Source organism: Rhodovulum sp. YNF3179, assembly GCF_050586465.1.
Classification (GTDB): domain Bacteria; phylum Pseudomonadota; class Alphaproteobacteria; order Rhodobacterales; family Rhodobacteraceae; genus CAJXYS01.
Genome location: NZ_JBOCEG010000006.1, coordinates 201,343 through 224,160 on the forward strand (window position 1 = coordinate 201,343; position 22,818 = coordinate 224,160).

Consider the following 22,818-nt stretch of genomic DNA (forward strand, 5'->3'; position numbering starts at 1 on the left):
GCGCGGCGATTCCATGCCTCCGGCGGGGATATTTCCGCCACTTGGAGGGCCGCGGCCCTATCCGAGCCCGGCCTCGGCCATCAGCCGGGCGGCTTCCTCGTCCATCAGCCGTGCCGCGCCCGCGCCCTCGATCGGGACGCGCCCGGCCTCGAGCAGGAGCGGTGCCGCCAGCGGCGTGACATGCGGCGCCGCGACCAGGTCGATCCGGTCGCCGATCCGGTCGATCATCGCCTCGAGCCGGCTGAAATCCACCAGCCCGCGCATGGCCTCCTCGCGGGTGATGCGCAGGAGCAGGTGGTCGGGATCGTATTTGCGCAGCGTGTCGTAGAGGATGTCCGAGGAAAAGGTCGCCTGCTTCCCGCTGCGCCGCTGCCCGGGCATGTTGCGCTCGATCAGCCCGGCGACGATGGCCGAGGCGCGGAAGGTGCGCTTCATCACGGCGTTCGAGGCCAGCCAGGTCTCCAGCGCGTCACGCAGCCCCGCCCGCGTAAAGAGCGGCGCCGGATCCCGGAGCGGCTCGAGCCCCCAGACCAGCGTCGCGTAGTCGCTGGCGACGAAGCCGAGTGGCTGCAGCCCGGCCGCTTCCATGCGCTGGGTCAGCATGAGGCCCAGCGTCTGCTGCGCGTTCCGCCCCGCGAAGCCGTAGATGCAGCTATGCGCGCGACCCTCGCGCCGGAAGCTCTCGATCAGCAGCCGGTTCGGTGCGGGCAGCCGCGAGATGCGGCGCTGAAGCGCGAGCCAGTCGGCGGTGTGGCCGGGCAGGTCCGGCCAGCTTCGTTGCTGGAGGATGCCGAGAACCCGGTCCGACAGAAGGGTCGAGGTCGCCATCTTGGTACCCATGAAGACCGCGATCCTGGGCGCGCGGCCGCGGTCGCGGCTGACTTCGACCACCATCTCGCGCAGCCCCTCGTAGCGCACGACCTGGCCGCCGATGAGAAACGTGTCGCCGGGGCTCAGCGACGCGGCGAAGGCTTCCTCCACCTCGCCGAGCGGGGCGCCGCCGCGCCGGTTCTTCAGCCGGACCTTGACCGTCTCGTAATCGACGATGGTGCCGATATTCATGCGGATGTTGCGCGCGCTGCGGGGATCGCGCAGCCGCCAGAGCCCGTCCGGCCCCTGCTTCAGCCGCTGCCAGCGATCATAGGCGCGGAGCGCGTAGCCCCCGGTGGCGCAGAATTCGAGGCAATCGTCGAACTCTGCGCGGGTGAGGGCCGCGTAGGGGCCGGCCGCGCGGATCTCGCGATAGAGCGTGTCCGCCGCGAAGGGGCCGGCGCAGGCGGCGATCAGGATATGCTGGCAGAGCACGTCGCGCGGGCCCGGGCCGCGGGGTGCGCCGTCGAGGTCATGGGCGCGCACCGCGTCCAGCGCGGCGCGGCATTCCACCACCTCGAACCGGTTCGCGGGGACCAGGAGCGCCTTGGAGGGGGCGTTGTAGCGGTGGTTGGCCCGCCCGATCCGCTGCACCAGCCGCTTGACGTTCTTCGGCGCGCCGACCTGGATCACCAGGTCCACGTCGCCCCAGTCGATCCCGAGATCGAGCGAGCCGGTGCAGACGATCGCGCGCAATTCGCCGGCGACCATCGCGGCCTCGACCTTCTGGCGGGCCTCGCGCGAGAGAGAGCCGTGATGGATGCCGATGGGCAGGTTGTCGGAATTGGCCTGCCAGAGCGCGTGGAAGAAGATCTCGGCCTGGGCGCGGGTGTTGTGGAAGATCAGCGTGGTGTTGTGGCGGCGCAGCTCCTCCAGCACGGCCGGGATCGCGTAGCGCCCGCCGCCGCCGGCCCAGGGCGGGGGCGTGTCGGTCTCGAGCATGGCGATCTCGGGGTCGGGGCCCGGGTCCGCGCGCAGGATCTCGCAGGGATCGGGATGGCGCGCGAGGAAGCGGGCGATCGCCGCCGGATCCTCGACCGTGGCCGAGAGCCCGACGCGGCGCAGCCCCGGCGCCAGCGTCTGCAGTCGCGAGAGCCCCAGCATCAGCTGGTCGCCGCGTTTCGATTCGGCCAGGGCATGGATCTCGTCCACGATGACGCGGCGCAGACCGGCGAATATGCGCGGCGCGTCCTCGTAGGACAGCAGCAGCGCGAGGCTCTCGGGCGTGGTCAGCAGGATATGGGGCGGGGAGGCGCGCTGCTTGCGGCGCTGGGTCTGCGTGGTATCGCCCGACCGGTCCTCGACCCGGATCGGCAGGCCCATCTCGGCAACGGGCGCGGTCAGGTTGCGCCGGATATCGGCCGCGAGCGCCTTGAGCGGCGAGATGTAGAGTGTGTGCAGCCCCTCATGGGGGCGGTCGGCCAGTTCCGCCAGGCTGGGCAGGAAGCCCGCCAGGGTCTTGCCGCCGCCGGTCGGTGCCACCAGCAGCAGCGCCGGCGCATCGGCGCGCGCCAGCATCTCCGCCTGGTGCGGATGTACGGACCAGCCGCGGGACGCGAACCAGTCGGCGAAGAGGGGGGGCAGCTCGGCCATCGGGCCGAGAGTAGCGGTCCGCGCGGCGGGGGAAAGCCCCCGCCGCCGGAAATCGGCCCGGCCGCGGCCGCGGCGTCAGTGATGGATTTCTTCGTCGCGCACGAAGAGGTTCGCCCAGGCCCGGTCGACCAGCTCCGGTGTCATCCGGTAGGGCTGGCCCTCGTAGTCGCACATCGCCGCCATCTGGTCGACGAGGAAGGGGCCGTGGAAGTTGGCATAGACATTGCCGATCTCGGGATACTTGTTGCGCACGAGATGCACGAGGCTGTCCTCGTCCAGCGGCATGCCCTTCTTCTTGGCGATCATCGCCAGGACCTTGAGGAATTCCTCCTGCGTCGGGCCGTCGATCTTGATCTTGAAGAAGATCCGGCGCAGCGCCGCGCCGTCGAACATCTGGTTCGGATGGAAGTTGGTCGAGAAGATCACCAGCGTATCGAATGGCACCTCGAACTTCTCGCCCGACTGCAGCGCCAGGATGTCGTAGCCCGCCTCCATCGGCACGATCCAGCGGTTGATGATCGATTGCGGCGGCTCCTGCTGGCGGCCCAGGTCGTCGACGATGAAGACGCCGCCCGTGGCCTTGAGCTGCAGCGAGGCCTGGTAGGTGCGCGAGGTCTTGTTGTAGTTCAGGTCCAGCATGTCGAGCGTCAGCTCGCCGCCGGTCATCACCGTGGGCCGGTCGCAGAGCACGTAGCGCTGGTCGAACCGGTTGGAGCTGCGCCGCAGCGAGGTCGGATCGTCCTCGAGCGCCTCGGCCTTGTTGTGCACGATCGGGTCGTAGACCGTGATGACCTGGCCGGCATATTCGATGCAGCGGGGCACGTAGATCCGGTCGCCGAGCGCGTCGCGGATGCCGTTCGAGATCGACGACTTGCCGTTGCCCGGCGGCCCGTAAAGCAGGATCGAGCGGCCGGAGCTGACCGCGGGGCCGAGGTTTTCCAGCATGCCTTCCGGCAGGATGAGATGGCCCATAGAGCCCTCGAGCATCTGCCGCGTGATCTGGATGTTGGTGACCGACTGGCGACGGGTCTGCTCGTAATAGACGTCGAGCGGAACCGGCATCGCGCCGTAGTATTCGGATTGCGACAGCGCGTCGAGCGCGCGGGCCCGGCCGGCCTCGGAAAGCTGGTAGACCATCTCCGAGGACGAGGTGGCGTGCATGTTGCCCATCGCCTCGACGAGCTTCTGCTCGCGCGCGAGATCCACGAGTTCCTGTGCCACCGGGATCGGCAGGCAGACCGCGCGCGAGACCTGCGACACGGTCTCGAGGTTCTGGCGGAACATCGTCTTGAGCAGGATGTCCCGCATCATCACGATGTTGAGCCCCGTATCGGCAAGAGAGCGCGGCGGCGGCGGGGCAAGCACGTCCCCGGGATGCATGTTCATGGGTCGACCTCGGCGTTGCTTCTGGGGCGGTGGCCCGGACGCGCCTCGCGCCCGGCGGATCCGCCCCGTCCGTCTTTGTTTTGCATGTGGGACCCTGCCGGAATACTATGGCGAAAAAATGGAACGAGGCAGGCATGAGCAGAGCCACTGGACCCAACGGTACGCTTCTGCTGATCTATCTTGTGGCGCTTCTGGCGGTCGAGGCCCTGGTGCAGATCGGCCGCGGGGCGCTGCTGATCAACCAGCACGAGGGCGATTCCATCCATCTGGCCGATATCGTCCTGCGCATGGCACTGGGCGAGATCCCGCATCTGGATTTCATGACGCCGGTGGGGATTGCCGCCTTTGCGCCGTTCTCGCTCTTCGTCGGGTTCGGGATGGGGATCGGCAAGGCGATCCTGGCCGGGCAGATCCTCGTCGCCGGGCTGCTGCTGCCCGCCGTCTGGTGGGCGGGCGTCACCCGGCTGGGACCGCGGCTGGCCTATGTCTTCGGGTTCCTGGTGCTCACGCTCGTCGTGGCGCTGGTACATGGTGCGCCGGATACCAGCGTGTCGATCTCGATGCATTACAACCGCTGGGCCTGGGCGATCACCTTCGTCGTCCTGGTCGTCGCGCTGGTCGATCCCGGCCCGCGCCGGTCGGCTCTGGTCGACGGCCTGGTGCTGGGGCTCGGCATCGCGGCGCTGGCGCTGATCAAGGCGACGTATGTGGCGGCCTTCATCTTGCCGGTCCTGGTCGCGCTGCTGCTGCGAGAGCAATGGGGCGCGATCGTCACGGCGCTGTTGGCGGGTCTTGCCGTGGTCGGCGCCATGACGCTGGCCTTCGGGGTCGCCTACTGGCAGGCCTATCTCGCCGATCTGGTCTTCGTGGCGCAGAGCGAGGTGCGCCCGCGCCCGGGCGACGGCCTGGCGGAACTGCTGATCGGCGCCAGGTTCCTGCTGTCGAACGGGCTTCTTCTGCTGGCGGTGGCGCTTTTGCGCCAGTCCGAGCGGCTCGTGGCCGGGGTGGTGCTGCTGCTGCTCGTCCCGGGCTTCGTTTACGTCACCTACCAGAACTGGGGCAACGATCCGCAATGGCTCGTGCTGGTGGCGGTGTTGCTGCTCGCCCTGCGTCCAGAGCGAAACCTGCGCAACGGCATCGGCTGGGAGATGCGCAATGCCATTTCCACGGCGGCGGTGGTGGCCTTCGCGCTGATCGGCCCGTCGCTGGTCAATATCGTCTTCAGCCCCGTGCGCCATGCACAGCTGCCCGCGGCCGAGTACGTGCCGATCCTGCCGGACCCGGCACATGCGGATTTCGCGGTCCACGAGAAGCGCGCCTTCAACCTCTCGGCGCGCACGCGGCTCTCCTACGAGGATCCGGAGCGCGAGGCGCGCCGGGTCGGCGAGGAGCCGCTCGCCATGCTCTACGGCCAGCCGCTGCCGCATTGCGCGCTGACCACCGGCAATGTCGGCATGTACAGCGCGATGGCCGCGGATCTGCGTGACGCCGGGTTCGCGGACGGGCGGACGATCTTCATGGCCGACGCGGTTTCGGGGCTCTGGCTCTTCGGGGCGGGGGAGCGTCTGGAGGGGGGCGCGCCATGGTATTACGGCGGGCTCGACGCGCTGGCGCGGTCCGATCTCTTTCTCGTGCCGCTCTGTCCGACGGCGCTGCCGATGCGCAACCACATCCTCTCCGCGCTGGCCGAGCGGCCGGATCTCGTCTTCACCGAGGTGCGCCGGAGCGATCATTACATCCTGCTGGAGCGCGCGGACGCGCAGCGCTAGGCCGGCTGCAGCGCCGCGAGCCCGAGATAGAAGATCAGGATGCCCCCCAGCGCGAAGCCCAGCGGAAAGTCCCGCGTCACGGTCCAGGAATGCCAGTCGGCCGTCGCCCGGCGCATCGCGGGCAGGGCGCGGAAGAGGCGGTGCGTGGCGAAGGCCGCAAGCAGCCCGAAGGCGAGAATGTAGAGAAAGGCGAACAGGTCGCCCGGCGCGATATAGGGCGCGGCCGCGGCCGCGAATTTCGCGTCGCCCGCCCCGAGCTTGCCGGCGCTCGAGAGCAGGAACCCCACGACGAGCACCACCACGAGGTTGAGCAGCCGCCAGGCGAAGACGTCGAGGGGCAGCGCGATCGGTCCGAGGACCAGAAACCCGAGCGTCAGCGCGACGACCGACGGGTTGGGGATGCGCATGTACTTCATGTCGCTCCACGCCGCCCAGATCGAGATCGGGAAGGCGGCGATCAGCAACAGCAGCGCCTGCGCGGGAGTCGTGTCCATGTTTGGGTCCCGGTCCTGTTCCAGTCGCACAGCGGCGCGGGCGCTTACGGCAGGCCCCCGCCACCGCCGCCCAGCACGTCCATGATGTCATAGACGGACGGCCCGATCAGGATAATCAGAAGTGGCGGCACGGTGAACATCATCGTGCCCAGCGTCAGCTTCGTCGGCAGGACGTTCGCCTTTTCCTCGGCCCGCATGACCCGCTTGTCGCGCATCTCGCCGGCATAGACCCGCAGCGCCTCGGCGATCGAGGTGCCGAAGCTGGCCGACTGGATCAGCACGGTGGTGAAGGACGAGATGTCGGGAACCCCGCAGCGTTCCGCCATGTCCTTGAGCACGTTGACCTTGTCCTTGCCGGCCTTCATCTCGTGGGCGACGATTTCGTATTCGTCGGCAAGCGCCGGGAAACCGGCGCGGATTTCCTTGGCCACGCGGATGATCGACTGGTCCAGCGACTGGCCGGCCTCGACGCAGACCAGCATCATGTCCAGCGAATCAGGGAAGCCGTTGACGATCTCTTCCTGCCGGGCCTGGCGGCGGCGCTCGACCCAGTAGGCCGGCGTGTAGTAGCCCACGAGCCCCGGCAGGATGATCCAGAGCAGCAGGCTGTGCACCTTGATGCCGTCGGCCGAGGAGGTGAGGATCGCCATCAGCGCGCCGAAGATCAGCAGCGAAACGCCCAGCGCGAACTGCGCGAGGTGATAGGTGCGGATCGCGGTCTTGGACCGGTAGCCCGCCTGCATCATCTTCTTGCGGGCCTCGCTGTAGTCGCCCTCGTCCTGCGGTTCGAGGAAGGTGGCGAACTTGTCCAGCTTCTGCGAGCTTTCCTTCTGGCGCAGGTTCGCCTTGGCCTGGGTCTGGTTGCCCGGCTTGTGAAGCGCCGAAGGATGCGGGACCTGGTCGCGCAGCTTATCCAGCGGGTCGGCGCGGCGCTGCACCAGGAAGGGCAGCACCGCCGAGATCAGCAGAACCCCCAGCATCCCGGTCGCGAAGAGCGGCCCGAGCGGGCCGAACTGCGTCACGAGAAAATCGTTCAGGCGGTTGAACGCGTCCATGATCGGACTCCTCAGACTTTGATGTTTACCATCATCTTCATGTAGATGACGTTGACCACGAGGAAGACGCCCACGCCGATCGCGGCGGGGATGAAGAGCGAGGTTTCCTTGACCTCGTCATAGTAGTTCGGCTCCAGCACGCTGATGCCGACCAGGGCCACGATCGGGAAGACCGACAGGAACCAGCCGGACCACTTGGCCTCGGCGGTGATCGCCTTGACGCGGCGGAACAGCTTGAAGCGTGCGCGGATCACCCGGGCAAGACCGTCGAGGATCTCGGCGAGGTTGCCGCCCGACTGCTGCTGGATCGTCACCGCCACCGCGAGGAAGCGGACGTCCTGCATGTCCACGCGTTCGGCCAGGTCCTTCAGCGCCTCGGTGATGTCGCCGCCATAGGCGGCCTCGTCGGCGATCACGCCGAACTCGGTGCCGAGCGGATCGGGCACCTCCTTGGCGACGATGTTGACCGCGCTCGAAAAGGGGTGCCCGACCCGCAGCGACCGGACCATGAGCTCCACCGCATCGGGAAGCTGCTCCTCGAACAGGGCGAGCCGCTTCTTGGCCTTGTTGTCGATCCAGGTATAGACCGCCCCGATCCCCATCGCGACCGAGACCGCGATCCGCACCGGCAGTGCCGCGCCGGTCAACAGCGTCAGCAGCCCGAAGCAGATTCCCGAGAGCAGCATCATGATCAGCACGAGGGCCTTCGGGTTGAAGGCGATATTCGCCTTCTGCGCCTTGTTCGCGATGATCGCGTAGATCGGGATCGACTTGGCCGAGTTGTACTGGTTCATCTCCTTTCGGAGCTGTTCCAGGACCGCCTCGCGCGTGCCGCCCTTCTCGAGCATGTCGAGCCGGCGGTTCACCCGGTTGTTGAGCGAGATCGATTTCCCGAAGACGACGAGGTAGATTCCCTCCACCAGGAGCAGGACCGCCACGAAGATCAGGGCGTAGATGATCGGTTCGATGCTGATCGTCATGACGTTACTCCGCGGCCGATGGATCGTAGATGCTGGCCGGCAGGTCATAGCCCCACTGGCGGAAGCGTTCCGAGTAATGCGAGCGGATGCCGCTGGGCATGAAACGACCGATGATCCGGCCGTCTCCGTCCAGCCCGTCGCGCTGGTACTTGAAGATTTCCTGCATGGTGATGACGTCACCCTCCATCCCGGTGATCTCTGAGACCGAGACCATCCGGCGCGAGCCGTCCTGCAGGCGGCTGATCTGCACGATCAGGTTCACCGCCGAGGCGATCTGCTGGCGCATCGCCTTCATCGGCATTTCGATGCCGGACATCGAGATCATGTTCTCGAGCCGGCTGACCGCGTCGCGGGCCGAGTTGGCGTGGATCGTGGTCATCGACCCGTCATGGCCGGTGTTCATGGCCTGGAGCATGTCGATCACCTCCTCGCCGCGGGTCTCGCCGACGATGATCCGGTCGGGCCGCATCCGCAGCGCGTTCTTCAGACAGTCGCGCTGGCTGACCGCGCCGCGGCCCTCGACATTGGCCGGGCGGCTTTCCATCCGGCCCACATGGACCTGCTGAAGCTGCAGTTCCGCGGTGTCCTCGATGGTGATGATCCGCTCGGCGTTGTGGATGAAGGACGACAGCGCGTTGAGCGTCGTCGTCTTGCCCGAGCCCGTGCCGCCCGAGACGATGATGTTGAGCCGGCAGGCGACCGCGGCTTCGAGATAGGCGGCCATCTCGTCGGAAAAGGCGCCGTAGCGGACGAGATCGGGGATGCCGAGCTTGTCTTTCTTGAATTTCCGGATCGAGACCAGGCTGCCGTCCACCGCGATCGGCGGCACCATCGCGTTGAAACGCGAACCGTCGGCCAGTCGCGCGTCCACATAGGGGTTGGACTCGTCGACGCGCCGGCCCACCGCCGAGACGATCTTGTCGATGATGCGCAGCAGGTGGCGTTCGTCCTTGAAGCGGACGGTCGTCAGCTCGAGCCGGCCGTCACGTTCCACGAAGATCTGCTGCGGACCGTTCACCAGGATATCGTTGACGGTGTCGTCCTTGAGAAGGGGCTCCAGCGGGCCGAGACCCGTCACCTCGTCATAGAGTTCCTGGTTGAGGATCGCGCGCTCTTCCTTGTTGAGCACGACCCCCATCTCGTTCAACCCGTCCGCGCAGATCGAGGTGATCTCGGCCCGCAGCTCGGCTTCCGAGGCATGTTCGAGCGCGGCGAGGTTCAGCGTGTCGAGCAGCATCTTGTGCAGCTCGGTGCGCACCTCGGAGAGCTTGTCGCGGCGCTTCTGTTCCTTATCTTCGGGCACCGGGCGGGTCGGCGCGGCCTGGGCGGCCGGTTTCTTGCGCGGCGCGGCCTTGGCCTGCGCCTTCAGCGCGGCCACCTGTTGCAGGTCGATGGGCTCCGCGCTGCCGGCGCCGGCCGGCGTCGCGGCGGCGGGCTTGGCGCTGCCCGCCGTGGCCGCGGGAGACGCGGCCGGTTTACTGTCCTTGCGATAACGACTGAACACGGGTCACCTCGAATGCGTCATGCGGTTGCTTCGGCCGCGATGAGGTCTTGCAGGGATTTCGCCAGTTTCTCGATTTCCTTGCGCAGCGGGTTCTTCTTGGCCGTGTTGAAGATCGGCATGCCATGGTCGCCGCTGTGAAGGATCTGCTTGCCGCCGTCGGGCAGCCAGAGCTCGATGTCGATATCGAGGCTCTCGGCCATGCGCTTGGCGCGCGACTTGCCCGACAGGTCGGTGAATTTTGGCGCCCGGTTGAGCGCGTAGCGCACCCGCTCGTAGGGCAGGTCCTCTGCCTTAAGCGCCCGAATGAAGCGCAGCGCGTTCTGCGCCGAGCGCATGTCGAGTTCCACCAGCGCGAAGTAAACCTGGGCCGCGTTCAGCACAGTCTCGGTCCATTGCACCAGCGTGGTCGGCATGTCGACCACCACGAAATCGTAGTCGTGCCGCGCCTGGTCGATGATCGCCGAGACGTCGTCCTGGCTCAGGAAGTCCAGCGGCAGGCTTTCGGACGGCGCCGTCAGAACCTTGATCTTGTCCTGGAAGCTCATCATCGCCTGGTCCAGCGCCTCGGCATCCATGGCCGAGGTGTCCGACAGAAGCTCGTAGACCGCCTCGCGGCGGGGCAGGTCGAGATAGGTCGAGACGGTGCCGAACTGAAGATCGAGATCGATCAAGCAGACCTTCGGCGCGTCCATCTTCGAGGCGGTCGCCAACTCCCAGGCGAGGTTCACCGCCAGCGTTGTCGCACCGACGCCGCCCGACAGGCCGTGGACCGGCAGAACCACGCCTTCGTGGTCGCGTCCGCCGCCGCCCGTCGCCGGACCGCCCGTCGGGTTCGACAGCAGCAGCGTGGGCGCGGCGGCCGCCTTCATCTGACGCTCGATCGCGTCCTGCAGCGCGTTGTCGGGCAGGGGGTAGGGCACGAAGTCGTCCGCCCCCATCCGCAACAGCTGGTGCAATGCCATGGGGCTCAGATCGTCGGCGATCAGGATCACCTTGACCCCGAGTCCCTTGGCCGATCGGATGATGTCCCCGACCGTGTCGAAATTCGGCTCGTCCTGCGCGTCCACCGCGATGGCGACGAATGTCAGGTTGACGGCCTCGGGTTCGGCCATGAAGGCCAGCCCGTCCTCGAAGTTCAGGTCGCCCCAGCGTTCACCGAGCTCCTGTTCCATGTCCTCGATCAGAAGATCGAAGGTCTGGATGTCTCTTGCGATCGTGCAGGCCTCGATAGCTGCCGGTTCCTGCTTCAACGCGGTATTACTCGTCATAGTTACGCCCCCTCCGGTCCTGTCGGCAAAGCGCGGGCAGTGTCGCCCCTGCGCCGGATCCTCCGGCCGCGCGACGGTGCCGCACCTTCATCATTGCGACGGGGGATCGCGACTCCGGTCGCGGCTCTCCCGTCCCATCCTGCGAAACTGGCTGCGAAGTTGGGCATAAATACGGCCCAAAAAACGATATTATTGTGGAACGCGCATCTGTTTCCGGTCTGGAAATCCGCCCGCGCGGCATCGGGTGCCGCCATCGCGCGAAAGCGGGACCGGCCGGCCACCAGCGGCCGGCCAGACAGCGAAGAGCCCGCCTTGCGGGGCGGGCTCTGGCTTGGGTCTGTCCATGTCGTGATCCGCGATTCTGTCATGTAGTCAGATATTTCAGAGCCGTGGTTCACGTGGTTTCCGGGGCTGGCTCAGCTGCCGTCCGGGCCGTCGCCATCCGGACAGGGGATCTCGATATCGACCACCTCGGTTCCGCGGCGGGTCCGGATCGAACAGGTCTTCGTCGTCGGCTCTTTCTTGACGATCTGCTCCTCGATGCCGAGCAGCTCCTGCTGGTCGATCTCGACCTGGCCGGTCGCGTTGTTGTCCTCCACCCCGCGGAGCGAGAGATAGAGCCGCCCGGTCGACTGGGCCTGGGCCAGCGTGCCGACGGCCTTGGGCGACACCTCGACGGTGACGGTGCGGGCCACGGTCGGCTGGTTGCGATCCTCGTCGGCGATCTGGTCAATGGCGATCAGGCGAACCTTGTCGAGGATCAGCCGGGTGACGTCGCCGCCGCCCGTCCGGCCGGACCAGTAGATGTCCACGTTGTCGCCCGGCCGCAGGAAACCGGACACGCCGGTCGCCACGTCGACCCGGATCGCGAAGGCGCGCATGCCCGGCGCGAGCCGCGAGGTGACCCCGGCATCCGCGCCCGGCTCGGTGACCTTCACCTTCAGGACCGGCTCGTGCTTTTCCATCGTGCGCAGAACCGAGCGGACCTCGTCGCTGTTCTTCGGGAACAGGTTCGAGTCGGCGAGGAAGGCGCCTTCGGGAATGGCGTTGGACGGCCAGGCCTGGAGACGCACGTCCTCCTTCGTCAGGCGTTCCCCGTAGCGCACCTGGCGGTTGACCACGAAGACCTGAGAGAGGGGCACGTTGTTCCGGAGCGCCTGTTGCTGGCGCTCCAGCGCTACCTGGTATTCGGTGAAGCGATCCTGTGCCATGTAGACGGCGAACCCGGCGAGGCCGAGGCCGATCATCAGCACCAAGGCGAACATCAGTCGCATCTCAATCCCTTTCCATCGTCTGGCACGCGCATGCGTGCCCGGTCGCCGTTTTCCGGCGATGTTTCTCTAGAGGCTGTCGCCCCGCGTCCCGGATGCCCATGCCCCGGTCCGGACCGGCGCGCAGTGTTGCCGATGAATGCGGCAAAAGAATGATCGCATGTTGATAATGCGGCGGCTGATCCGGGATTGCGCGATATCGATGAACAATGTGCCACCCGCGCCCCCGGTCTCAGAACGAGCCATTGATGGTCTGTTGCGAGAGGGTGCTTTCCAGGTCGGTGGAAAGATCGCCGACGCCGCCGGTGATTGCGCCGACGACGGCCAGCGACAGGCCGATGATCCCGGCGGTCAGCAGCACCCAGTCCGTGGTGACAGCGCCGCTGTCATCATGGATCAGGTGGGTTTTCGCGCGTTCGATCATGTCGATCATCCTCGATCATCGTTCTGCCGACGGCGAGGCGCCGGCAATGACAACACTATGAATTAAAATCGATAAATGCGGCCAAAGCGTGTTTCTGCATGGGTCATTCCGTGAACGGAAGAGGCGGCGCGGACGAAAAAACCGCGCCCGGAGCCGGGCGCGGTTTTGTGGCATCCCCTGCCTGCCCGTCCGTTCAGAACGAGTAGGCGGTGGTTCCGTAGCTCGACAGGGCACTGTCGATATCGGTCGACAGGTTGCCCACGCCGCCGGACACCGCGGCGAGAACCGCGATCCCGAGGCCGACGATGGCCGCGGTGAGCACGACCCAGTCGACGGTGACGGCGCCGGACTCGTCGGCCTTGAAGGTTTTGATCGCCTGGATCAGTTTCATGTGTTCCTCCAACGTAAACACGCTCATGCGTTTCCACTCGATGTCGAGAGGGTGAGGGGTCCGAAAAGCCTCTGTCTTGGTCGGATCACCGCCTCGGCACGATCGCTATATGGCCGTTCAATTGGGGCAGGAGTTTGGCGCGGATCGTTCAATTTCATAGAAAATGCGAGGTCTTAAGGAGGAATTTTCATTTTTCGATTCTTCGGGGGGGCCGGATTATTCGGGTGCAGGAACAGCGCATTATCATATCTGGCGGGCGCAGCGCCGCCCCGGCAAAACCGGAATTGGTTTCCGAACGAAAACCGCGCTTCGCACTGGCAAACCGCCCGGGTTTTTGCGAATACGGATTGAATTGAAAACGAAAACTGGGGTGCCCCGGCCCGGCCGGGGGCGCCCGCCGCGGGGAGGCGCGCATGCCTGAGGGGAAGCCGCTGGTGGTCGATGCCGACGCGGCGCTGCTGCCGACCGGCCTGGCCCTGGAATGTTTCTGGTCGGCGCTCGGGCGGGCGCCGCTTGCGACAATGGGCGCGGTGTTGCGGAACCTGGGGCGGCCGGCCCGGCTGAAGGCGATCCTGTTCCGGCTTGCGTCGCTGCGCGCCGATCTCCTGCCGTCCCGTCCCGACGTGGCCGCCCGAATTGAGCAGGCCCGGGCCGCGGGCCGTCCGGTGACCCTGGTGACCGCGTGCGATGCGCGCATGGCGACGGCGCTGCGTGACGCGATGGGACTGGATGCCGAGGTCATGGCCTCCGACGGCGCAACGCATCTGCGCGGGGCCGCGCGGCGCCGGGCGCTGGACGCCGCCTTCGGCCGCGACGGCTATGACTACATCGGTCCGCCGCGCCGTGATGACGGGCCTGGCCCTGCCCAATCCGCCGGCTGGCAGTGGCGGGCTCTTCTCCGGGCGCTCCGGCCGCACCAGTGGGTCAAGAACGTCCTTCTGCTGCTGCCGCTGATCGCGGCGCATGACTTCGGGTGGAGCCTGCTCGGCCCGGTCCTGCTGGGGATGGTGGCGTTCTCCGCCGCGGCCTCGTCCATCTACATCGTCAACGATCTTCTCGACCTCGAAGCGGACCGGCTGCACCCGACCAAGCGCCACCGTCCCTTTGCGGCGGGGGCGGTTCCGATCGCCGTCGGCATGATCGCTGCCGCGTTGCTGGCGCTCGGCGCGCTGGGACTGGCGCTGGCCATCGGCCCGGCGCTTCTGGGGGTGCTCGCGCTCTATATGGGGCTGTCGCTCTCTTATTCCCTGCGGCTGAAACGCATGCGCTGGGTGGATATCGCGACGCTGGCGGGGCTCTACACCATCCGGGTGCTGGCGGGCGCCGTCGCGGCGGGCGTTCCGGCGACGGGGTATCTCATCGCCTTCATCTACCCGATCTTCATCACGCTGGGCTGCGTCAAGCGGCTGACCGAGCTGACCCTCGCCACCAGCGACGAGAGGTTGCCGGGGCGCGGCTATGGCCGGCCCGACCGCGGCGACCTGCTGAACGTCGCGGGGCTGGGCACCTTCGGCGCGCTGCTGGTTTTTTTCCTTTACGGTTTCAGCGAGACGGGCACCGAACTCTATCCGCGCCGATGGCTGCTCTGGCTGGCGCTGGTGCCGGTGGCGGCCTGGTTGATCCGCATGGTCTGGCTGGGCTGGACGGGCAAGCAGGATTACGACCCGATCGTTTTCGCGCTGCGCGACCGCTACGGGCTTGCGCTGATCTTCTTCACGCTGACGCTCATGTTCTACGCCGCCGGGCTGGTCTGGCCCGACTGGATGCGGCCCTGACCCGGGCGCTCAGATCGAGAGTTTCTTGAAGATCGGCTCCGGGATGCTGCGGATCACGGCCATGATCCAGCGCCAGAAACGGGGCGTGTAGATCACGTTGCGCCGTTTCTCGACGGCCCGCCAGATGTCGTCGGCGACGGCCTCGGGTTCCGCGACGAGGAACATGCCCTCGATGCCCCAGGTCATGGCGGTGTCCGTGAAGCCCGGCTTGACGGTGACCACATGCCCACCGGCCCGCGTCAGCCGGTTCCGCAGACCCGAGAGATAGGTGTGAAACCCCGCTTTCGCCGCGCCGTAGACGTAGTTGCCGATCCGCCCGCGGTCCCCCGCGACCGAGCCCACGCCGACGACCGTGCCGCCGCCGCGCGCCTCCATCAGCGGCGCGAGGCCCTGCAGGAACCGGGCCGGCCCGGTGAAGCTGTCGGTGACCACGCCCTCGATCAGCGCCGGGTCGGCGTCGATCTTGGCCTGCGGGGGCATCGAGCCGACGAAAACGGCGGCGCTGATCTGCCCCTCGGTTCCGCCGAGCCGGTCGAGGATCGGCCCGAAGCTGTCCGCGTCGCGCGCATCGAAGCGCACGGCCTCCGCCGCGGGGGCGCCGCGCAGGCGGCAGTCCTCGGCCATCAGGGCCAGTTCCTCCAAATCCCGTCCGGCCAGCAGAACGGCGCGCCCCTCGGTGGCGAGCCGCCGGGCAAAGGCGCGCGCCATGGACGAGGTCGCGCCGAGGATGATCCAGGTCTCACTCATGTCGCCTCCCTCAGCCGGAGCCGCCGCACCAGGTCGGTGGCGAAATGGCCCGCGGGATCGACCTCGGCCGCGGCGGCGGCGAAGTCGGGCAGGTCCGGGTACATGCCGGCCAGGCGCTCGGGTGCGGCCAGCGCATCCTTGGCCAGGTAGAGCCGCCCGCCCGCGTCGCGTGCCAGTCCCTCCAGCCCCGCGATCAGGGCGCGCGCCGGCGCGCGGTTGGGAAAGTCGACCGCCAGCGTCCAGCCCTCCATCGGGAAAGAGAGGTGCCCGGCCCGGCCGGGTCCCATGCGTTTCAGAACCGCCAGCGGCGAGGCCAGGCCGGCCGTGCCGATCCGGTCCAGCATCTCGCGCAGCGTGTCGGTCGCCGCGGGCGGCACCACGCATTGAAACTGGTGGAAGCCCGGCTTTCCGTAAAGACGGTTCCAGTCATGCAGGCGGTCGAGCGGGAAGAAGAAGCGTTCGAGCGGGCGGGCGACGCTGCGCCCCCCTGCCGGCACGCGCCGCCAGTAGACGGCGTTGAAGGCCCGCACGACCGGGCCGGAGAGCAGCGCGCGCGGTGCGTCCAGCGGCACGCGGCGCGCGGCCCCGGGTGCGTGGCCGGCGTCGTGCGGGGCGATGCGGCCTTCCTCGAATATCCCGCGCCCGAGCGCCGCGCCGCGGGCGGTGGCGTCGATCCAGCCAACGGAGTAGGGCGCGTCCGAGTCCTCGAAATGGCCGAGGAACTCGTCCAGCGTCTCGATCCGGCGCTCGCGCACCCGCATGGTGGTCGAGGGGCAGGGGATCAGCCGGATCCTCGCCGAGAGGATGACGCCGGTCTGCCCGACGCCGCCGATCGTGGCCCGCCAGAGCCTCGCGTCGCTGTCGGCCGTGAGCGTCCGGCGCCCGGCGGGGGTCAGCAGGTCGATGGCGACGACGTGCTGGCCGAAGCTGCCGGCGACATGGTGGTTCTTGCCGTGCACGTCGTTGGCGATCGCGCCGCCAAGCGTGGCAAAGCCGGTGCCCGGCATCACGGCCGGCAGCCAGCCGCGCGGGGCGAAGACGCGGGCGATCTCGCCGATGGTCGCACCGGCCTCGGCCTCGAGGATGCCGGTCTCGGGATCAAACCCGATCAGCCGGTCGAGCCGGGTCATGTCGATGCTGCGCCCGCCATGGTTCAGGGCCGCGTCGCCGTAGGACCGGCGGTTGCCCATCGCCGGGGCGGGGGTCTCGGTCATCAGGCGGTGCAGCGTTGCCCGGTTTTCCGGGCGCGCGATCTCCTCGGCGGCGCGGAGCGCCCGGCCCCAGCCGGTGGTTTCAGCGCGGTTCCAGCGCATGGGCTCCCCTCCTGGCATGGGCCTCGGCCAGCGGGAAGACCGCCATGCCGATCCCGATCGCGAACCAGAGCGTGGTGACGCGGATGATCGCCGTCGCGGGCAGGCTGACCTCGAGCGGGATGCCCTCGAGGCTGAGCAGCGCGATCATCGCTGCCTCGGCTCCGCCAAGCCCGCCGGGCGCCCCCGTTGCCCCGCCCGCGAGCGTGGCGAAGATGAAGATGGCCGTAGCCGTCCAGAAGCCCGTGTCGGCGCCCATCCAGACCAGCAGCAGGTAAAAGGCATATCCCTCGGCCGCCCAGCCCACGAGCCCGAGCGCCAGCGCCCCCAGCGCCACCGGGGCCGGGGTGAAGCGGTCGAGCGACAGCGCCGCGCGGCGGATCCGGCCGAAGATCCGGGGCCAGAGCCCGAACAGCTTCCAGGCGCGGGTCACCGCCCAGCGGAAGAGCCGCGGGCGCGTGACCGTGACGGCCACCGCGACGGCGAGCAGCGCCACCGGCACCGCCCCGGCGATGCCCGTGGCCGAGAACGCCAGCGCCGCGCCCAGCATCAGCCCCATCGCGGCAAGGTCGGCGGCGCGGTCGACCAGCACCAGGGGCGCGGTGCGTTCCAACGGCCAGCCGGTTTCGCGGCGGATCCAGCGCATCCGTACCAGCTCGCCCACGCGGCCGGGCGTGACCGTCATGGCGAAGCCGCCGAGGAAATGCCGGAGGTCCTGCATGAGCGTCGTCCCGAGCCCGAGTCGACCCGCGTAGACATGCCAGCGCACCCCGCGCAGCAGGTAGTTGACCAGCGACAACACGAGCAGCGCGGCCATTTCCGCCGGGCCGAGCCGGGCCAGTTGGCGGGTGGTCTCTTCCCAGCCGGTGACGGCGGCAAGCCCCGCCAGCCCGCCCAGGAACAGCAGCGCCAGCCCGCCCAGCAGGATCGCGTCGCGGCGCGCGGTTCCGGCGGGCAGGGCGGCCGCGGGGGCGGCGGCGCTCTCGTCTCTGGTCTCGGCCTGTTTCATCGGCTCCCGGGTATCAACTGAATTGGGCGACAATATGATGTTGTTTCGGATTTGTGGACAATCCCGTGCCGGTGCCCGTGCCGGCGCGGACCCGCGCGTGCTTGATGCAGATCAAGGCAGCATACATGCGCAGATCATTACATTGCCGTATAGATATTCTTGCGAATGTGGAGATGCACATGACTCTATCGTGGAAATCGGGCGGCGTCTTGCTCGGTGTCGTCTTCTTCCTTGCGGTGCTTCTCGTCAAGCCGATCGGGGTCTCGACCCAGTTCGTGATCTTCGACGGGATCCTGTGGAACGCCGTCGACAGCGCGGTGGTGACCCAAACCGCCGAGGGCGTCACCTCGTCCAACGCCTACCTGGCGAAGTCGGACGGCAAATACGCCAAGGCGGTCGCGAACCCGCTGAATTACAGCTTCGTCTTCGTGATCGCGATGATGCTCGGCGCGGCCGTGTCGGTCTGGGCCCGCGGCGGTCTCGACCGGGCCGAACGGACCATGCCCGCGCTCTGGCGGGCCAATTTCGGCGACGGGGCCGGAAAGCGCTATCTCGCGGCCTTCATCGGCGGTTTCGTGGTGCTCTACGGTGCGCGTCTCGCGGGGGGCTGCACCTCGGGGCACATGATGTCGGGCATGATGCAGACATCGATCTCGGGCTACATCTTCGCGCTCGGGGCCTTCGCCGCCGCGATCCCGACCGCAATGATGCTCTACAAGGAGGGCTGAGACATGGAAATCCTTCTCGCGATCGTGATCGGCGCGGCCTTCGGCGCGGTGCTGGACCGGATCGGGGCCTCGAACCCGACGGTGATCGGCAAGATGCTGAACCTGACCAGCCTGAAGCTGATGAAGACCATCCTGCTGGCGATCGGCACGGGATCGATCCTGATGTTCGGCGGCCAGATGCTGGGTCTGGTCGACGTGGCCCACATGTCGGTCAAGACGGCCTATGTCGGCGTCTTCATCGGCGGTCTGCTGCTCGGCGCGGGCTGGGCGGTGGCCGGGTTCTGCCCGGGCACCGGGCTCGTCGCGGCGGCCTCGGGGCGCAAGGACGCGCTCTTCTTCATCGCCGGCGGATTGCTGGGCGCGGCCGCCTACATGGCGAGCTTTCCCTGGGTCGAGTCGACCGGCGCCCTGCAGGGCGTGCTGGGGGGCAAGGTAACCATCGGGGCGGTGCCCGGATCGGGTTATGATGGCCTCTTCTCGGCCCTGCCGGGCGATATCGCCGGGCTGGTCATGGGGGCGGCCTTCGTGGTCATCGCCTTCGCCCTGCCGGAACGGCTGAACCCGCGCGGCGAGAGGCTCGCCCGCGCGCACTGATCTCCCCGTCGCGCAAGCGACCCCTGGGGCCGTGCATGCCACGGCCCCTTTTTTCATGTGCCTTTCCGCTGGCGTCCGCCCGGCGCCGGCCCCATATTCCGGGGAGGGAGGCACATATGAGCACGGCAGATTTCGATCGGATTCCCGAGCAGGCGCTGGACTGGCACCGGGCCGGCGCCGGCGCGGCGCTGGCCACGGTGGTCGAGACCTGGGGCTCGGCGCCGCGGCCGGTGGGCAGCCAGCTCGCGATCTCGGGCGCGGCGGAAATCGCCGGATCCGTCTCGGGCGGCTGCGTCGAGGGCGCGGTGGTCGTCGAGGCGCTGGAAGCGCTGGAGGACGGCACCCCGCGCATCCTGGAATTCGGCGTCTCGAACGAGGAAGCCTTCGCCGTTGGCCTGGCCTGTGGCGGCACGATCCGCGTCCTGGTGGACCCCGTCGGCGGCGCCCGGGGACTGTCCGAGCGGATGCTGGCCGATCTGGTGGCGGCGCGCGCGGCGCGCCGCCCGGCGGCGCTGCTGATCGACACGCAAGGCTGGGACCGGCGCCTGACCGAGGGGCCAGGCGACCCGCTGGAGCAGGAGATCCGGTCCCGGTTCCGGTCCGACAGGTCCGGCTTCGAGGGCGACTGGTTCATCGGCATTCACAACCCGCCGCTGCGGATGGTCGTCGTGGGCGCGGTGCATATCGCGCAGCCGCTCATGCAGATGGCGCGGCTCGCGGGCTACGACGCGACGCTGGTCGACCCGCGCGAGACCTTCGGGTCGGCCGAACGCTTCCCGGGCGAGACGCTGGTGGACGACTGGCCCGACGCGGCGCTGCGGACCCACGGGCTCGATACGCGCACCGCCGTGGTGACGCTGACCCACGACCCCAAGCTCGACGATCCCGCGATCATGGAGGCGCTGCGCTCCGACATCTTTTATCTCGGCTGCCTCGGCTCGACCCGAACCCATGCCAAGCGGGTCTCCCGCCTGCAGGAGGCCGGGTTCAAGACTGCCGAGATCGCGCGCATCCACGCGCCGGTGGGCCTCGATATCGGTGCGAAATCCCCGGCCGAGATCGCGATCGCCGTGATGGCGGAAATCACGCAGACGCTGAGGCGCGGCTGATGGAGTTCGGCCCGGTCCCCGTGCGCGACGCGACCGGCGCTGTGCTGGCCCATTCGCTGATGCTGGAGGGCCGCAGGCTGCGTAAGGGCCGTGTGCTGGCCGAGACCGACATCGCCGCGCTCGCCGCCGCTGGCATCGCCGAGGTCACCGTCGCGCGGCTCGGCCCGGGGGATGTCGGCGAAGACAGCGCCGCCGGGCGCATCGCGGCCGCGCTCGCGCCCGCGCCGGCCGAGGCCGGGCTGCGCCTGACCGAGCCCTTCACCGGCCGCGTCAACCTGCATGCCGAGCGTCCGGGCGTCCTGGGGCTCGACCGGGCGGCGGTCGACCGGCTGAACGCGCTGGATCCGGCGGTGACGCTGGCCACGCTGCCGCCGCTGGCGCGGGTGACGCCGGGGATGATGGTCGGCACGGTGAAGATCATTACCTACGCGGTACCGGGCGACGTGGTGGCCCGGGCCGAGCGGCTGGCCGATGCCGCGCTGACCGTGCATCCCGTGACGCTGCGGAGCGCGACCCTGATCCTGACCGCGACGCCGGGCCAGCCGGACAAGCTTGCCGAAAAGGGGCGCCGGGCGGTGGCGAGCCGGCTGGACGCGCTGGGCATCGCGCTGCTGGCGAGCCCGCTCGTGGCCCATTGCACCGCCGAGCTGTCGGCGGCGCTTGCCGCGGCGGAGGGAGACCTGGTGCTCGTGCTGACGGGATCGGCCACCTCGGACCCGAACGACGTCGGGCCGGCGGCGCTGGTCGCGGCGGGCGGGCGGCTGACGCGCTTCGGCATGCCGGTCGATCCGGGCAACCTGCTCTTCCTGGGCGGGCTCGGCGGGCGCCCGGTGATCGGGCTGCCCGGCTGTGCGCGATCCCCGGCGCTGAACGGGGCGGACTGGGTGATGGAGCGGATCGCCTGCGGGCTTGCCGTCACCGATGCCGATATCGCCGCGATGGGGGTTGGCGGGCTGCTGACGGAAAGCCCGGCCCGGCCGCACCCGCGCGACCAGCGCCCCGGCTGAGCGGCGACCGGACCTCGCCGGCGCGCGCGGTTTTTTGCCCGGCGTGTCGCGCCCGACCCGCGGCCCCAGGGGAACCGCTGCAATCAGGCGGTATCGATCCCCGCGGCTGGCCGCACCGGGCTACGCGCCGCGCGGGTGGCGGCGGACCCACGCCATCGGGAAGGGCAGGTCCGCCTCGTCGCGGCCATGCGGCATCAGATCCAGCAGGCCGTAGGCGGCGTTGAGCGGTTCCAGCCCGCGCGCATAGGCGGAATAGCAATGGTAAACGCTGCCATCCGCATCGCGTTCGAAGGCCGAGAAGCCGGGGGCCTCCGCCCCGGGGGCGCCGCCCTGCTGGTAATTGTAGCTCACGTCGCCGGCCGCGATCTCGTCCGCGGGGAAGGTCACGCCCATGTCCCGGCTGAAGGCGCCGTCCACCGCCGATACCCAGGGAATGGCCCAGCCCATCTGCCGGCGATAGGCCTCGAGCTTGGAGACCGGCGCGTTCGAGACCAGCACCAGCGCCACGTCACGCGCCGCCAGATGCGGCACGAGCCGGTCGAGATTGTCGGCCCAGAAGGAACAGATCGGGCAGCCCTCGGTCCAGTCCGGGGCGAACATGAAATGGTAGACGGCCAACTGCGTTGACCCGGCGAAAAGATCGAACAGCCTGAGCGGCCCGTCCGGTCCGTCGAAGCGGTAATCGGCCTCGACCCGCACCCGCGGCAGCGCGCGCCGTGCCGCGGCCAGCTGGTCGGCCGCGCGCGTCAGCGCCTTTTCCTCTTTCAGAAGCTCGGTCCTGGCGGCTGTCCAGGTTTCTCGATCCACGGTCTCGCGTGACATCGGCATACTCCTTGCACTCATACCGGGCACGGGCCACGTGCCGTGCCACCCATCATGTTGCGCACGCCCCGAGGTAACGTCAACATGGACGGCCGGGGGCGAGGACCGAAAGCTGCGCCCCACCCGAAAAGACCGGTTCTCAAGCCGCTCGAGCCGTGCTTAACTTCGTGCAAATCTCAAGGGAGGACTTCATGACATCCGTAACGATGACCGTGAACGGCAAATCCGTTTCCGGCGAGGTCGAAGGCCGCACGCTGCTGGTGGATTTCCTGCGTGAAGGCCAGGGGCTCACCGGAACGCATGTGGGCTGTGACACCAGCCAGTGCGGCGCCTGCGTCGTGCATGTGGATGGCGAACCGGTCAAAGCCTGCTCGGTCTTCGCCGCCGAGGCCGATGGCGCCGAGGTCACCACGATCGAGGGCATGGCCAACCCGGACGGGTCGCTCGGCACGATCCAGCAGGCCTTCCAGGACCATCACGGCCTGCAGTGCGGCTTCTGCACGCCGGGCATGGTGATGTCCGCGGCCGCGCTCCTGCAGGAGAACCCCAAACCGAGCGAGGCCGAGATCCGCGACTATCTCGAGGGCAATATCTGCCGCTGCACGGGCTATCACAACATCGTCAAGGCGATCATGGCGGCCAGCGGTCAGGACGTGAGCGCCGTCGCGGCCGAGTAAGGATTTTCGAGGAGAATTCTTGAGGCATCGGTTCC

At 68.3% G+C, this 22,818-nt stretch carries 21 protein-coding genes; 7 read left to right on the forward strand and 14 right to left on the reverse strand.

The features are described from left to right. Window positions 1-57: 57 nt before the first annotated feature. Both ACQ5SP_RS12655 and ACQ5SP_RS12660 read right to left on the reverse strand, forming a co-directional pair. Complete coding sequence (locus tag ACQ5SP_RS12655; RefSeq protein WP_430938745.1) at window positions 58-2,463, reverse strand: ligase-associated DNA damage response DEXH box helicase; 2,406 nt, start codon at window positions 2,461-2,463, stop codon at window positions 58-60. Between the two features lie 75 nt (window positions 2,464-2,538). Next, complete coding sequence (locus tag ACQ5SP_RS12660; protein ID WP_430938746.1) at window positions 2,539-3,849, reverse strand: ATPase; 1,311 nt, start codon at window positions 3,847-3,849, stop codon at window positions 2,539-2,541. Between the two features lie 134 nt (window positions 3,850-3,983). Here ACQ5SP_RS12660 and ACQ5SP_RS12665 point away from each other — a divergent pair, with 134 nt between their 5' ends. Beyond that, the gene (locus ACQ5SP_RS12665) at window positions 3,984-5,618 is read left to right on the forward strand and encodes a hypothetical protein (protein ID WP_430938747.1); all 1,635 of its coding nucleotides are present in this window, start codon (window positions 3,984-3,986) and stop codon (window positions 5,616-5,618) included. On the opposite strand, the gene ACQ5SP_RS12670 is transcribed toward ACQ5SP_RS12665, so the two are convergent. The 8 genes from ACQ5SP_RS12670 to ACQ5SP_RS12705 form a co-directional block, all read right to left on the reverse strand. Then, window positions 5,615-6,112, reverse strand: a complete 498-nt coding sequence (locus ACQ5SP_RS12670) for a prepilin peptidase (protein ID WP_430938748.1) — start codon at window positions 6,110-6,112, stop codon at window positions 5,615-5,617. The two genes, ACQ5SP_RS12665 and ACQ5SP_RS12670, sit on opposite strands and share 4 nt — an antisense overlap. A 44-nt stretch (window positions 6,113-6,156) precedes the next feature. Further along, window positions 6,157-7,167 (reverse strand): type II secretion system F family protein, encoded by a 1,011-nt coding sequence (locus ACQ5SP_RS12675; protein ID WP_430938749.1) that lies wholly within the window; start codon window positions 7,165-7,167, stop codon window positions 6,157-6,159. Between the two features lie 11 nt (window positions 7,168-7,178). Then, window positions 7,179-8,147 carry a type II secretion system F family protein gene (locus tag ACQ5SP_RS12680; RefSeq protein WP_430938750.1) on the reverse strand — a complete coding sequence of 323 codons (969 nt, stop codon included), beginning with the start codon at window positions 8,145-8,147 and terminating at the stop codon, window positions 7,179-7,181. A 4-nt stretch (window positions 8,148-8,151) separates the two neighbouring features. Next, the gene (locus tag ACQ5SP_RS12685; protein WP_430938751.1) at window positions 8,152-9,651 is read right to left on the reverse strand and encodes a CpaF family protein; all 1,500 of its coding nucleotides are present in this window, start codon (window positions 9,649-9,651) and stop codon (window positions 8,152-8,154) included. Between the two features lie 17 nt (window positions 9,652-9,668). Next, window positions 9,669-10,919: an AAA family ATPase gene (locus tag ACQ5SP_RS12690; RefSeq protein ID WP_430938752.1), complete on the reverse strand. Its 1,251-nt coding sequence runs from the start codon at window positions 10,917-10,919 to the stop codon at window positions 9,669-9,671. A gap of 416 nt (window positions 10,920-11,335) precedes the next feature. Further along, a complete protein-coding gene (cpaB, locus tag ACQ5SP_RS12695; RefSeq protein ID WP_430938753.1) occupies window positions 11,336-12,193 on the reverse strand; it encodes a Flp pilus assembly protein CpaB in 858 nt (285 codons plus the stop codon). 229 nt (window positions 12,194-12,422) lie between these two features. After that, window positions 12,423-12,623, reverse strand: coding sequence for a pilus assembly protein (locus ACQ5SP_RS12700; protein ID WP_430938754.1), 201 nt, complete (start codon window positions 12,621-12,623; stop codon window positions 12,423-12,425). Window positions 12,624-12,807: 184 nt separating this feature from the next. Next, window positions 12,808-13,005 carry a Flp family type IVb pilin gene (locus ACQ5SP_RS12705; RefSeq protein WP_430938755.1) on the reverse strand — a complete coding sequence of 66 codons (198 nt, stop codon included), beginning with the start codon at window positions 13,003-13,005 and terminating at the stop codon, window positions 12,808-12,810. Window positions 13,006-13,418: 413 nt separating this feature from the next. Here ACQ5SP_RS12705 and ACQ5SP_RS12710 point away from each other — a divergent pair, with 413 nt between their 5' ends. Beyond that, window positions 13,419-14,780, forward strand: coding sequence for a UbiA family prenyltransferase (locus tag ACQ5SP_RS12710; RefSeq protein ID WP_430938756.1), 1,362 nt, complete (start codon window positions 13,419-13,421; stop codon window positions 14,778-14,780). 9 nt (window positions 14,781-14,789) lie between these two features. On the opposite strand, the gene ACQ5SP_RS12715 is transcribed toward ACQ5SP_RS12710, so the two are convergent. From ACQ5SP_RS12715 to ACQ5SP_RS12725, 3 genes are read right to left on the reverse strand one after another with little or no spacing between them, the layout of a single operon-like run. Continuing rightward, window positions 14,790-15,527, reverse strand: coding sequence for an SDR family NAD(P)-dependent oxidoreductase (locus ACQ5SP_RS12715; protein ID WP_430938757.1), 738 nt, complete (start codon window positions 15,525-15,527; stop codon window positions 14,790-14,792). Further along, window positions 15,524-16,840 (reverse strand): FAD-binding protein, encoded by a 1,317-nt coding sequence (locus ACQ5SP_RS12720; RefSeq protein ID WP_430938758.1) that lies wholly within the window; start codon window positions 16,838-16,840, stop codon window positions 15,524-15,526. Before ACQ5SP_RS12720 ends, ACQ5SP_RS12715 begins: the two co-directional genes overlap by 4 nt. Next, a complete protein-coding gene (locus ACQ5SP_RS12725) occupies window positions 16,821-17,846 on the reverse strand; it encodes a lysylphosphatidylglycerol synthase transmembrane domain-containing protein (protein WP_430938759.1) in 1,026 nt (341 codons plus the stop codon). Before ACQ5SP_RS12725 ends, ACQ5SP_RS12720 begins: the two co-directional genes overlap by 20 nt. A 179-nt stretch (window positions 17,847-18,025) precedes the next feature. Here ACQ5SP_RS12725 and ACQ5SP_RS12730 point away from each other — a divergent pair, with 179 nt between their 5' ends. The 4 genes from ACQ5SP_RS12730 to ACQ5SP_RS12745 all read left to right on the forward strand — a co-directional run bounded on the left by ACQ5SP_RS12730 (window position 18,026) and on the right by ACQ5SP_RS12745 (window position 21,284). Further along, entirely contained in the window at window positions 18,026-18,574 is a 549-nt protein-coding gene (locus ACQ5SP_RS12730) for a YeeE/YedE thiosulfate transporter family protein (RefSeq protein ID WP_430938760.1), read from the forward strand. A 3-nt stretch (window positions 18,575-18,577) separates the two neighbouring features. Then, window positions 18,578-19,168 (forward strand): YeeE/YedE thiosulfate transporter family protein, encoded by a 591-nt coding sequence (locus ACQ5SP_RS12735; protein WP_430938761.1) that lies wholly within the window; start codon window positions 18,578-18,580, stop codon window positions 19,166-19,168. A gap of 116 nt (window positions 19,169-19,284) precedes the next feature. Beyond that, entirely contained in the window at window positions 19,285-20,277 is a 993-nt protein-coding gene (locus ACQ5SP_RS12740) for an XdhC family protein (protein ID WP_430938762.1), read from the forward strand. Then, entirely contained in the window at window positions 20,277-21,284 is a 1,008-nt protein-coding gene (locus ACQ5SP_RS12745; protein ID WP_430938763.1) for a molybdopterin-binding protein, read from the forward strand. Before ACQ5SP_RS12740 ends, ACQ5SP_RS12745 begins: the two co-directional genes overlap by 1 nt. Window positions 21,285-21,404: 120 nt before the next feature. Here ACQ5SP_RS12745 and ACQ5SP_RS12750 read toward each other — a convergent pair whose 3' ends face one another. After that, window positions 21,405-22,106: a DUF899 domain-containing protein gene (locus ACQ5SP_RS12750; protein ID WP_430938764.1), complete on the reverse strand. Its 702-nt coding sequence runs from the start codon at window positions 22,104-22,106 to the stop codon at window positions 21,405-21,407. Between the two features lie 191 nt (window positions 22,107-22,297). Between ACQ5SP_RS12750 and ACQ5SP_RS12755 the strand changes: the two genes are divergently transcribed. Further along, the gene (locus tag ACQ5SP_RS12755) at window positions 22,298-22,783 is read left to right on the forward strand and encodes a (2Fe-2S)-binding protein (RefSeq protein ID WP_430938765.1); all 486 of its coding nucleotides are present in this window, start codon (window positions 22,298-22,300) and stop codon (window positions 22,781-22,783) included. Window positions 22,784-22,818 lie beyond the last annotated feature (35 nt).